The 12,394-nt window shown below is 56.4% G+C and carries 12 protein-coding genes; 1 reads left to right on the top strand and 11 read right to left on the bottom strand.

The annotated features are described in order from the left end of the window. Positions 1–126: 126 nt before the first annotated feature. The 11 genes from argT to pdxB all read right to left on the bottom strand — a co-directional run bounded on the left by argT (position 127) and on the right by pdxB (position 11,234). Positions 127–909: a lysine/arginine/ornithine ABC transporter substrate-binding protein ArgT gene (gene argT / locus Q1L34_RS07105; protein ID WP_004865192.1), complete on the bottom strand. Its 783-nt coding sequence runs from the start codon at positions 907–909 to the stop codon at positions 127–129. 273 nt (positions 910–1,182) lie between these two features. After that, positions 1,183–1,767 carry a UbiX family flavin prenyltransferase gene (locus tag Q1L34_RS07100; RefSeq protein WP_015583774.1) on the bottom strand — a complete coding sequence of 195 codons (585 nt, stop codon included), beginning with the start codon at positions 1,765–1,767 and terminating at the stop codon, positions 1,183–1,185. 134 nt (positions 1,768–1,901) lie between these two features. Next, a complete protein-coding gene (gene purF, locus Q1L34_RS07095; RefSeq protein WP_015583773.1) occupies positions 1,902–3,419 on the bottom strand; it encodes an amidophosphoribosyltransferase in 1,518 nt (505 codons plus the stop codon). A 33-nt stretch (positions 3,420–3,452) separates the two neighbouring features. After that, positions 3,453–3,941: a colicin V production protein gene (gene cvpA / locus Q1L34_RS07090; protein ID WP_004865201.1), complete on the bottom strand. Its 489-nt coding sequence runs from the start codon at positions 3,939–3,941 to the stop codon at positions 3,453–3,455. 198 nt (positions 3,942–4,139) lie between these two features. Next, positions 4,140–4,838 (bottom strand): cell division protein DedD, encoded by a 699-nt coding sequence (dedD, locus tag Q1L34_RS07085; RefSeq protein ID WP_044350107.1) that lies wholly within the window; start codon positions 4,836–4,838, stop codon positions 4,140–4,142. Further along, positions 4,828–6,096 (bottom strand): bifunctional tetrahydrofolate synthase/dihydrofolate synthase, encoded by a 1,269-nt coding sequence (gene folC, locus Q1L34_RS07080; RefSeq protein ID WP_069475757.1) that lies wholly within the window; start codon positions 6,094–6,096, stop codon positions 4,828–4,830. Before folC ends, dedD begins: the two co-directional genes overlap by 11 nt. 189 nt (positions 6,097–6,285) lie before the next feature. Beyond that, the gene (accD, locus tag Q1L34_RS07075) at positions 6,286–7,200 is read right to left on the bottom strand and encodes an acetyl-CoA carboxylase, carboxyltransferase subunit beta (protein WP_015583770.1); all 915 of its coding nucleotides are present in this window, start codon (positions 7,198–7,200) and stop codon (positions 6,286–6,288) included. A 200-nt stretch (positions 7,201–7,400) separates the two neighbouring features. Next, entirely contained in the window at positions 7,401–8,060 is a 660-nt protein-coding gene (locus Q1L34_RS07070; protein WP_015583769.1) for a DedA family protein, read from the bottom strand. A 149-nt stretch (positions 8,061–8,209) separates the two neighbouring features. Next, complete coding sequence (truA, locus tag Q1L34_RS07065; RefSeq protein ID WP_015583768.1) at positions 8,210–9,022, bottom strand: tRNA pseudouridine(38-40) synthase TruA; 813 nt, start codon at positions 9,020–9,022, stop codon at positions 8,210–8,212. After that, positions 9,022–10,035 carry an aspartate-semialdehyde dehydrogenase gene (locus tag Q1L34_RS07060; protein ID WP_015583767.1) on the bottom strand — a complete coding sequence of 338 codons (1,014 nt, stop codon included), beginning with the start codon at positions 10,033–10,035 and terminating at the stop codon, positions 9,022–9,024. Before Q1L34_RS07060 ends, truA begins: the two co-directional genes overlap by 1 nt. A 62-nt stretch (positions 10,036–10,097) precedes the next feature. Beyond that, positions 10,098–11,234 carry a 4-phosphoerythronate dehydrogenase PdxB gene (pdxB, locus tag Q1L34_RS07055; protein WP_048023246.1) on the bottom strand — a complete coding sequence of 379 codons (1,137 nt, stop codon included), beginning with the start codon at positions 11,232–11,234 and terminating at the stop codon, positions 10,098–10,100. Between the two features lie 108 nt (positions 11,235–11,342). Here pdxB and flk point away from each other — a divergent pair, with 108 nt between their 5' ends. Continuing rightward, positions 11,343–12,317, top strand: a complete 975-nt coding sequence (flk, locus tag Q1L34_RS07050) for a flagella biosynthesis regulator Flk (protein WP_327204423.1) — start codon at positions 11,343–11,345, stop codon at positions 12,315–12,317. Positions 12,318–12,394 lie beyond the last annotated feature (77 nt).

Raw genomic sequence — 12,394 nt, 5'->3', positions numbered from 1 at the left:
TTAAGCGCCCGACAAAACCACCTTTTATGCACCAAATCGGAACACCGCAGGCAAACTTGCACCAATTTAGTGCAATCGTGGACATGCGAAGTCCCTCAGGCCCGGTTTCCCGGGCCAGCGGCGTGCTTAGTCACCGTAGACGTTGAAGTTGAAGTATTTCTTCGCCATTTTGTCGTAGGTCCCGTCTTTACGCATTTCAGCCAACGCACTGTCGAAAGCGGCTTTCAGCTCGCCATCGGTTTTACGCAGGCCAATGCCGGTACCATCACCGAAGAATTTTTTATCTTTGACAGAGGGACCGGCAAAGGCGAAATCTTTACCGGCAGGTTGTTTGAGGAAGCCTTCGCTGGCGGCGACTTCATCCTGCAGCGCAGCGTCAAGACGGCCGGCAGCAAGGTCGGAGTAGATCAGATCCTGGTTCTGGTAGGCAACGACATCCACGCCCTGGCTACGCCAGCGTTCATTGCCGTACGCTTCCTGAGTTGAACCCTGCAGTACCCCGACGTGTTTGCCCTTCAGGGATTCCAGCGTCGGCTGGATTGATGAACCTTTTGGCGCAATCAGACGGGAGTCAGCGGCATACAGCTTGTCAGAGAAGGCAATCTCCTGCTGACGTTTTTCAGTAATCGACAAGGAAGAGATAATGGCGTCAATTTTCTTCGCCTTCAGCGAAGGAATCAATGAATCAAAGTCGCTCCCCACCCAGGTACATTTTACTTTGATACGCGAGCACAGCTCGTTGCCCAAATCGATATCAAAACCAACGAAATCCCCTTTCGCATCCTTCGAAGAGAAAGGCGCGTAGGTGGCATCGGTACCGATACGAATGCTTTGCGGAAGCGCGGCAAAAACGCTGGAAGCGCTGCTGATTCCCATGATTAAAGAGAGGGCCAGGATCGTCTTCTTCATACAATACCCTTAAGTGTCGTGATGTTGTTATATGGTGCGTTGCTTCGTTATGTGTAGCCGACTCATCCTGCAGGTTTTATGCCATCTTCTCAGTGCGTGCTGGAAACAGCGTTAAATTTGTTAATATAAAGTTGCAGGATTGTCTTAAGAGGGAAGATAACAGCATTGACGGACAAACCGCAGTGGCCGAACGCAAAAAAACAAATTAAATGTTGAGGATTTGATCGGGGCGACAAAATTGCACTGCGGAGGCGCAAAAGTTCACGGCACGCACTACTTTAGTGCGCCTGAAGGTCCCTGCCAACGGGTAAAAAGATCCTGAGGAAGGGTAATATCGAACTGATCGATAACCCGGTTGACCGTCTGGTTAATCACATCGTCGAGGGTTTGCGGGCGATGGTAGAAAGCCGGAACCGGCGGCATAATCACCGCGCCCATCTCTGCGGCCTGCACCAGCAGGCGCAGATGACCAAGATGGAACGGCGTTTCCCGCACGCACAGGACCAGCGGACGACGCTCTTTGAGGACCACGTCCGCCGCACGGGTCAGCAGACCATCGGTATAGCTGTGAACAATTCCGGAAAGCGTTTTCACCGAGCAAGGCAGTATCGCCATGCCGGCGGTCTTAAACGACCCCGACGAGATACTGGCGGCGATATCGCGCGCATCATGGACCACATCCGCCAGCGCCTGCACTTCCCGTAGAGAATAGTCGGTCTCCAGCGCCAGCGTCTGCCGCGCTGCCTGGCTCATGATCAGATGCGTTTCGACATCAGGCACATCGCGTAAAATCTGAAGCAGTCGCACACCGTAAATGGCGCCGCTGGCGCCGGAGATACCAATAATAAGTCGTTTCACGATGATTGCCTCTTCCACATAATGGGGCAGACTTTGCCGGATTATAGCACCGGACGCAAGCCTTACGGCCACGCGGCAAAAACACAAAAGCCCGCGGTCGGATGACGGCGGGCTTTTCACAACGCTCGGGTTAATTAGCCTTCGTTGTGCATCTCCAGATTTTCCACTTCGTTCAGACGCTGCACCGCTTTCGCATCGTCATTACGTAAGGAGTCAAGATAATCGAGGTACTGCTGGTCCACATCCTTAGTGACGTACACGCCGTTAAATACCGAACATTCAAACTGCTGAATATCCGGATTTTCCACACGTACAGCCTCAATCAGATCGTTCAGATCCTGGAAGATAAGGCCATCCGCGCCAATGATCTGGCGGATTTCGTCCACTTCGCGACCGTGGGCAATAAGCTCGGTTGCCGTCGGCATATCAATGCCGTAAACGTTCGGGAAACGAATCTCTGGCGCTGCGGAAGCCAGATAGACCTTTTTCGCGCCGGCTTCGCGCGCCATCTCAATAATCTGTTCCGAGGTGGTCCCACGCACGATGGAGTCATCCACCAGCAGCACGTTTTTATCCCGGAACTCCGCGCGGTTGGCATTAAGCTTACGACGCACCGACTTCCGGCGCAGCTGCTGGCCCGGCATGATGAAGGTCCGGCCGACGTAACGGTTTTTCACGAAGCCCTGGCGATAAGGCTTATCGAGGATACGGGCAATTTCCAGCGCGATATCGCAGGAAGTTTCCGGAATCGGAATGACCACGTCAATGTCCAGATCTTCCCATTCACGAGCGATCTTCTCACCCAGTTTGGTGCCCATATTGACGCGCGCACTGTAGACGGAAATCTTGTCGATAAACGAGTCCGGGCGAGCAAAATAGACATACTCAAAGAGGCACGGGTTGCTGACCGGATTCTCCGCGCACTGACGGGTAAACAGCTGGCCCTTCTCGGTAATATAGACCGCTTCACCCGGCGCCACATCGCGCAGGAATTCGAAGCCCAGGGTATCCAGCGCCACGCTCTCGGAGGCCACCATATACTCGGTACGACCATCGCCAACATCACGTTTCCCCAACACCAGAGGGCGGATGCCGTTTGGATCGCGGAAGGCAACCATACCGTGACCAATGATCATCGCCACGCAGGCGTAGGCACCGCGGATTTGACGGTTCGTCGCAGCGATCGCGGCAAAAATGTTATCTGCTTCCAGAGGATAATGACGGAAGTTATCCAGCTCGCTGGCGAAGATGTTGAGCAGGATTTCAGAATCGGAAGTGGTGTTGATATGACGGCGTTTTTCTTCAAACAGCTTCTTACGCAGCTCGTGCGCGTTGGTCAGATTGCCGTTATGCGCCAACGTAATACCATACGGTGAGTTGACGTAGAAAGGCTGCGCCTCGGAGGCACTTGAACTGCCCGCCGTAGGATAGCGAACATGGCCAATCCCCATATTGCCCTGCATACGCTGCATGTGGCGAGCTTCAAAAACGTCGCTCACCAGTCCGTTCGCCTTACGCAAACGGAAACAGTTATTTGCATCAATAGTGATGATGCCTGCGGCATCCTGGCCACGATGCTGAAGCACCGTTAACGCGTCATAAATCGACTGGTTTACCGGCATAACACCGGCGATACCGACAATACCGCACATACGTCTTTTCCTCGTTCAGCCACATCCCAACGCTTATGCTTTGGGCAAGAAACTTGACGAGCTTTGCAGATAGTCAAAAAACCATCTGATAACGAAACTGAACTGCGGGATAAGCTCTGACTTTTGCCAGTCTTCGCTTTTCGCCATACCGGTAAAACTATCGAGAAAGAACAGAATCGCAGAGACAATCAGCACGCCACGCAGGGCGCCAAAACAGATCCCTAACACCCTGTCGGTACCCGACAGGCCCGTTTTCTCAACCAGTGCGCCAATCACATAGTTAACGATGGCGCCAACGATAAGCGTTGCGATAAACAGTATCGCGATAGCAATCCCATTGCGGACCATTTCGTCTTCAAAGCCCGTGAACCAGACAGCCAGGTAAGTGTAGTAATGACTGGCGACAAAGAAAGCACATCCCCAGGTTACCAGCGATAACGCTTCACGAACAAAGCCGCGGATCAGGCTTACCAGACAGGAAAAACCAATCACCGCTATAATGACGTAATCAATCCAGACCATAAACATCCCACGATTTACGCCCTGTCATCCGGTTCGGGGCGCATTCTAACAGAAAAAGAAAACGTTTGCGTAGGGATTTCCGTGCCCTACAGAAATAAAAATGGCGCTGAAAAAACATTCAACGCCATGCTGTCTTGCGCCTCCTGAAAGCGCGTCAGACAGGAGCTTCGCCCCTCACCAGCGCGGCGAGGGACAAGATTAGTTGGGGCTATATCCCATGACCACACCGCTCAGGCCGGAGATCTGTTTCAGGTCGCCAAGCTGCCCTTTCAGTTTATCTTTTGAGGTATCGGGACCGACCAGAATACGGGTAATTTTACCTTGAACCGGCGTCGAAGGCGACGTGTAGACCTTAAACCCGGAGGAGCGCAGCTTACCGACGATTTCATTGACCTTATCCGCATTCTTCAACGCACCGAGCTGCACCACATAGGCTTTGCCGGTTGGAGCAGGTATCTCGGCCGGTTTCGCCGGCGGCGTCTGGGCAACGGTTTGTTGCTGCGGCTGCGGCTTCTCCACCGGCTTCGACGGCTGAGGCTGCGGTTTCGGTTGAGGCTGCGGTTTGGGCTGCGGCTTCGGTGCGACCACCGGCTCCTGCACATCATCGAAACTGTTGCTGTTAACCGGGATACGCGACGGATCCAATGACGGCGCCGCGGCGTCTCCCGCTCTGACCTCTTCCGCCGCCCCTTCCGGCGGTTGAGCCGGAAGAGCCTGAGTCGCCGCCGGCAGCATATCCGGCTCATCGCGATCGCCCGGTTTTGGCACCAGTGGAATTGCCGCGAACTCGTCCTGATAATGCTTTTTCTGACCATCAAGCAGCCCCGGGAGGATAATCACCCCCAGCGCGACCAGCACAATCGTCCCGACTAAACGGTTCTGAAACTTACTCGCCACCGATTCTCCCCGCCTCTATTTCTTCCATTACATGCGCCACCGTATGGAATGAACCACACACCAGCACCGTATCTTCCGGTCTGGCATCGGCCATCGCCGCATGCCAGGCCTGAGCCACGTTGGCGTAAGCTTTTCCTGCCTGCAAATGCTCCTGCAGCTGTTGCGCCGTTGCACCGCGCGGCCCTTCCAGAGGCGCACAGTACCAGCTATCCACTTCCGCCGTCAGGTTTGCCAGCGTGCCGGCAATATCCTTATCATGCAGCATACCAACAACCGCCAGCACGCGCCCCGTTTTCGACAGGCTTTTGAGACGTCCGGCGAGCCAGGCTGCCGCATGGGGGTTATGCGCCACATCGAGAATCACGCGCGGCGTTTCGCTGATTATCTGAAAACGCCCCGGCAGCATCGACTGTTTAATACCGTCGCGAATTGCCCGATCGCTCGCCTGAAGTCGGCTGGCTCGCAGCGCCGCCAGCGCCGTGGCGGCATTCGGCAGCGGAATCTGAGGCAACGGTAAATCCGCCAGTGTCCCCTCCCCGTCACTGAATGACCACGTCTGCTCGCCGGCGACATAGCGCCAGTCGACGTCGCGACGCAGAAGCGTTGCCCCTTTCCCGGCGGCCACCTCGGCGATGGTATGGGGCATCTCCGGTTCACCAACGACGGCCGGTTTGCCGGCACGGAAAATACCGGCCTTCTCACGGCCAATGCTTTCCCGATCCGGTCCCAGCCAGTCAGTATGATCCAGGGCGATGCTGGTTACCACCGCCACATCCGCATCGACGATGTTGGTGGCATCAAGACGCCCGCCGAGACCAACCTCAAGGATCACCACGTCGAGCTGCGCCTGCTTAAACAACCACAGAGCAGAGAGCGTGCCAAACTCGAAATAGCTCAGGGAAATCTCACCGCGCGCCGCTTCAATTTCAGCAAAAGAGGCGGTATGCGCCGCTTCCGGCAGCTCCGCGCCCTGTACGCGTACGCGCTCGGTATAGCGCACCAGATGCGGCGAACTGTAAACCCCAACCTTGTAGCCCGCCGCGATCAGCACAGACTCCAGCGTGCGGCAGGTGGTTCCTTTACCGTTGGTTCCCGCCACCGTGAAGACGAACGGCGCAGGCTTTAACACCGCCATCCGTTCGGCGACTTCGCTCACGCGGGTCAGCCCCAGATCGATGGTTTTACTGTGCAGATGTTCCAGATAGGAAAGCCACGTAGCCAGGGGCGACGTGGCCTGAGGAATAGGTTCTTTTTCCATGATGTCCGCGAGTGTTAACGGTAAATACGCTTCATCCTTCAAACTGCCTCTTGCCGGCAGCGCTCGTCACCCGCGCTGTCCATTGGACCGGGCCCTGACGGGGCTTTAGCCTTTCCGCCGCGCCGCAGTTTGAATGATGGCGCATAGAATTAAAAAAGGGCAGCGCCGTCAGGCCTGCCCTCCGAATTATCAGGCCTCTGGTTCCTGATCCGGTGCCGGTGGCACCACCTCACCTTCGTGAGAGACGTCCTGGCTGGGTGCCGGAAGATTCATCAGCTTCGCCAGAATGCTGGCCAGCTTCAGACGCATTTCCGGGCGACGAACGATCATATCGATCGCCCCTTTTTCAATCAGGAACTCACTGCGCTGGAAGCCCGGCGGCAGTTTCTCACGTACGGTCTGCTCGATAACGCGAGGCCCCGCAAAGCCGATCAGCGCTTTCGGTTCCGCGATATTGAGATCGCCCAGCATGGCGAAGCTCGCCGATACGCCGCCCATGGTCGGGTCGGTCAGTACGGAGATATACGGTAAACCGCGCTCCTGCATTTTCGCCAGCGCGGCTGAGGTTTTCGCCATCTGCATCAGCGACATCAGCGCTTCCTGCATACGCGCGCCGCCGGAAGCGGAGAAGCAAATCAGCGGGCAATTATCTTCCAGCGCCTGTTCTACCGCGCGCACGAAGCGAGCGCCAACCACCGAGCCCATCGAGCCGCCCATAAAGGAGAATTCGAATGCTGCTGCGACAACCGGCATCTCGTGCAGAGTGCCCTTCATGACCACCAGCGCATCTTTTTCACCGGTCTCTTTTTGAGCGGACGCCAGACGGTCTTTGTATTTTTTCGAATCGCGGAACTTCAGCACATCTTTCGGCTCGAGCTCGCTTCCCAGCTCCACCAGGGAACCTTCGTCCAACAGGCTATGCAGGCGATTACGCGCCGACATACGCATGTGGTGATCGCACTTAGGGCAAACCTCCAGGTTGCGCTCCAGCTCTGCGCGGTACAGAACCTGCCCGCAGCTGTCGCACTTAGTCCATACACCCTCAGGAATGCTTGCCTTGCGGGTGGGAGTGATATTGCTTTTAATTCGTTCAATCCAGCTCATTGATAACCTTTCTGCCTGAACCTGGTCGATGCCAGTTTTGTCGTAAGGGGCGCATAATGCCATTTTTGACCCTTACAGACCATGAATGTTGCACATTAAATCATAACATCCCGTAACATGGGATAAAAAAGTGGTCGTACCGCTCACACTTCCCTCTTCGGGCAGCAGGCTGCTGCCCGACGCAGATAAAAGCAGGAGGGTTATTTCGTCTGCTTCGCCGCCGCGCGCTTGTGGCGAATAATTTCAATGACCCCAGGCAGCACCGACAGAACAATAATGGCGACAATCAGCAGCTTCAGGTTTTCCTGAACGATCGGCAAATCGCCGAACAGGTAGCCTGCATAGGTAAACAGCAGAACCCACAGCAGCGCGCCAACCACGTTATACGCGGCAAAATGACGATAGGACATATGGCCCATTCCCGCCACAAACGGTGCGAAGGTTCTGACGATCGGCACAAAACGCGCAAGAATAATCGTTTTGCCGCCGTGACGCTCATAGAACGAATGGGTTTTATCCAGGTAGCTACGTCGGAAAATCTTCGAATCAGGATTACTGAAGAGCTTTTCGCCAAACAGCCGTCCGATAGTGTAGTTCAGCGCATCGCCGACAATGGCCGCAATGACCATCAATGCCACCATCAGATGCACGTTCAGATCGTTCGTCGGCAGCGCCGACAGCGCGCCGGCCACGAACAGCAGCGAATCGCCGGGCAGGAATGGCGTCACCACCAGACCCGTTTCACAGAACAGAATCAAAAACAGAATGGCGTATACCCAGACGCCATAACTGGCAACCAGCTCAGCCAGATGAACATCAATATGCAGGATGAAATCAATTAAAAAGCGAATCAGGTCCATATTGTATGAGTCCTTAATGACACGACACAAAATCGGCCAGGATGCCGTGCGACAACAAACCGCTCGTTTCCGGTCGCAGAAATAATTCCCCGACCGGAACGCTCAGATGCGGCCAACAAGCGGGCAGCCTGAAGGATAAAGCGTTAATGTTAGTCCGCCAGAAACAGCGGGCCCATCGGCATCACCGGCAGATCGTAGCGGGCCGGATAATCTACCGACACCAGATACAACCCTTCTGCTTTTGCCGTCGCGGCGGCCAGCTTCCTGTCTTTCGCCGCCAGAAGTTCTGCTATCCAGCTCTCTGGCTGGTTCCCGGCCCCTACTTCCATCAGGCTGCCGACAATGTTCCTTACCATATGATGTACAAAGGCATTCGCTTTGATATCCACCACCACATACGCGCCATACCGCGTGACGCTAATATGGTTAATATTTCGCCACGGCGTGCGCGACTGACACTGCACCGCGCGAAATGAGGTGAAATCATTTTCACCCAGCAAACACTGGGCGGCGCGCTGCATCCGCTCCGCATCCAGAGGCTGATGATAATGGGTGACGCCCTGGCTTAACACCGCCGGACGCAGACGGTGATTATAGATGACGTAACGGTAGCGACGCGCGGTGGCGCTGAAGCGGGCGTGAAAATCGTCCGGGACATGTTTCACCCAACGGACGGCGATATCGCCCGGCAAATTCGCATTGACCCCCAGCGTCCAGGCCGCGTCTTTGCGCAGCGCGTGGGTCTCAAAATGCACAACCTGGCCGGTGCCATGAACACCGGCGTCGGTGCGACCGGCGCAGAATACGTTAATCGGTTCATTTGCCACCTGCGAGAGCGCCTTTTCCAGCTTCTCCTGCACGCTGCGAACTTCGTTTTGCCGCTGCCAGCCGTAATATTTGCTGCCGTCGTACTCGATGCCCAGCGCGATTTTATAGACCGGCTGCTGCTCCATCTCAGACATCAGTACAAATACTCCTGCACCAGTTTCTCCGCGATTTTCACCGCCATCAGCGCGCCGCCGAAGCGGACGTTATCGGCAACGGACCAGAACTGAATCTGTTCCGGCATGCCGTAATCATTGCGTACACAGCCGACGGAGAGTTGCGCAGTACCTGAAGCATCGCCGACCTGAGTCGGGAATTCGCGCTCGGCGGAGAGCTCAATATCTTCGCCGCGAGTGAAGGCATCGCGAGCCTCTTCTGCCGCCAGCGGACGCATCGCTTCGAAGTTCACCATCTGCGCATGACCGTAGAACACCGGCGACTGCACGACGCTGGCTGAAACCATCAATCCTTCATCCTGGAGGATCTTACGAACTTCATCGACAATACGGCGCTCTTCGCGCACGCTACCTTCACGATCCGGCAGCAGCGGCAGCATGTTAAACGCCAGCTGACGGCCAAAGAAATCTTCATCATCGATTGGCATACCGTTGAGCAGCTTCGCGCTCTGCCCCGCCAGCGCATCAACGGCTTTTTTACCGTATGCGGAAGCGGAGATCAGGCTGGTCACGCTGATACGCGACAGGCCGCCTTCATCGATCAGCGGTTTCAGCGCCGTCAGCAGCTGGCTGGTCAGGCTGTTGGCGACGGCGATGACGTTGCGATTGCGATAATCGGCCAGCACAAACGGGTTCACTTCCGGCACAACCAGCGGTACGTCCGGCTCCAGCGCAAACAGACCGCTGAGATCGATAACCAGACAACCGGCATTGGTCGCCTCATCAACATAGGCCGCCGTCGCTTCAACGCCGGCGGCAAAAAAGGCCAGCTGTACCTGGGTCCAGTCAAATACGGCAGCATCCTGCACGATCACCGACTTACCGCTAAAACGCAGATGCTCTCCCGCGCTCTCATTGCGCGCCAGCGCATAGATATCACCCACCGGGAACTGACGTTCAGCAAGGGTGTCGAGCAGGGCTTCGCCGACGGCGCCCGTTGCGCCCAGTACGGCAATATTCCAGCCTTCAGACATGGTGGTTTACTCCAGAGAAAAGCGACCCTGCCGGAGTATCCAACAGGGTCATTAAGAAGACATTAACGAATGGGGTGATGTACGGCATTAAAACCGAGCTGACGCAGCAGCGTCGCCGCCTGCACATCGCTGCACTGCACGTACAGTGATGACCATTCGCGGCGTTCCTGATAATTTTTGCGCAGCTTGTCAAACTCACCCGGCACGCCGGCCACTTTTCGCAGCGGCGCATCATCGCGGCGCACATCATACACCAAATGCACCAATCGTTTCAGCGTTGGCTGATCGAGCGCGCCGTGCAGGGTAATGCGGCCAAACTCCGGGGCGGGCAGCAACGTGTCCAGCGCCACCTGTTGCGGATGGCCGATAAAGGCGCTGTAGGCTTCAAACACCTGCGTCGTCCCACGCGCTTTGCCTTCGAGGGTGTAGCCCGCGATGTGCGCGGTGCCAATATCTACGCGATCCAGCAGCGCAAGGTTCAAATCCGGCTCAGGTTCCCAGACATCAAGCACGACGCTCAACGCCTGCCCGCTTTGCAGACAGGCCAGCAGCGCGCCGTTATCCACCACCGGTCCGCGGCAAGCATTGATCAGTACGCTTCCCGGTTTCAGACGGCGAATCAGCGCCTCATCCGCCAGATGCAGGGTTTTGTAACGACCTTCTTTATATAAAGGCGTGTGGAACGTCAGAACGTCCGCTTCCTCTACCAGCTCATCCAGGGTACGGAAGTCGCCTTCATCTCCCCGGTCGGCACGCGGCGGATCGCACAACAGCGTTTTGATCCCCAGCGCTTCCAGACGCTTTTGCAGGCGCCCACCGACGTTGCCAACGCCGACGATGCCGACGGTACGATCGGTCAGCGCGAAACCGTCGCGCTCAGCCAGCATCAGCAGCGCCGAGAAAACATATTCTACGACCGCTATCGCATTGCAACCGGGCGCGGCAGAAAAGCCAATTCCGGCCTGCTGCAGCCACGTCTGATCGACATGATCGGTACCGGCTGTCGCGGTGCCCACGAATTTAATTGCCTTGCCGGCGAGCAGCGCTTCATTGACTTTCGTGACCGAGCGAACCATCAACGCATCGGCGCCGGTCAGCGCGTCGACGGGGACGGGACGGCCGGGGACCGCCTCGACTTCGCCCAGGCGACTAAAAAGCTCGCGGGCATAGGGCATATTTTCATCAACGAGGATTTTCACGGTTCAGTACCTGTCTGAGAACGAGAGTAAACCGGGGAAGTGTGCCATAATCTCGCCGCCAGGAACATCATCACCGGGCCTCTGTACAGCAATACGGAAAGGATTAATATGACACAACCCGTTTCAGGTATGTCCGATCGTCCCCCGGGAACCGGCGCTTCCGTCGCCGGAGAGCCCGCGCTAACCATGCAACAACGTACCGTTCTCGAGCGACTGATTACGCGCCTGGTCGCGTTAACTTCGCAGCAGAACGCGGAAGTGTGGGCGGGAATCAAGCACGATCTGGGGCTCAAAGGCGATGCGCCGCTGCTGGCGTGCCACTTTAGCGCTGCCGAAAACAACCTGAATCAACGCGTATCAGTGGCGCAGCAAAATCACCATCAGCGCCAGATTCTGGCGCAGTTGAGCGAGTTGCTGAGTCAGGGGAACAACCGTCAGGCAGTGAGCGATTATATTCGCCAGCATTATGGGCAAACGACGCTGCATGCGCTGACGCAGGAGCAGTTGCAAAATATGCTGCAGCTCCTGCAAAACGGCCAGCTGTCGATCCCTCAGCCGCAGCAGCGCCAGCCGACTCTGCGCCCGCTGTTGCCCGCGGAGCACAACACGCTTAATCAGCAGGTAAGCCGTCTTGCCGCCGCAACCGGCGAACCCGGGAAACTGATCTGGCAGTCAATGCTGGAGCTGTGCGGTGTAAAAACCGGTGAGCTGATTCCGGCAACCCACTTCACTCCCCTCTCCTACTGGCTACAGGCGCGACAGACGCTCAGCGCGCAGTCAGCCCCAACCCTGACCTCTCTGCAGGCGGCGCTGAAGCAGCCGCTGGAAGCGCAGGAGTGGCAAAAGATCGTCGATTTCGCCCAACACAACTGGCACGTCACGCCGCAAACGGCGTTGAGCGCAACGCAGATTCTGACGCTGCTGAATAAGGTCTTTGTGCTTCGTGTCGCCCGGGCGCAAGAAACGTTGGCCATTCCCGCGCTGCCGCCGGAACCCTCTTCGCTCGTCGGGCGGCTCAAAAAGCCGGGAGTGATTGTTCTGGTATTGATACTGCTTATCGCTCTGCTCTGGCTGGTGATGTAATTCCGCGTTGCTGGCCGGCAGACAGGGTATCGGTGGCGGTTATCTTTATACTCAAACGCCCGCACGATACGGGCGTT

This window comes from Klebsiella ornithinolytica, from assembly GCF_030505655.1.
Lineage (GTDB): Bacteria > Pseudomonadota > Gammaproteobacteria > Enterobacterales > Enterobacteriaceae > Klebsiella > Klebsiella ornithinolytica.
The sequence above is the reverse complement of the archived record's forward strand: the minus strand, read 5'-3'. Positions and strand labels throughout refer to the sequence as shown.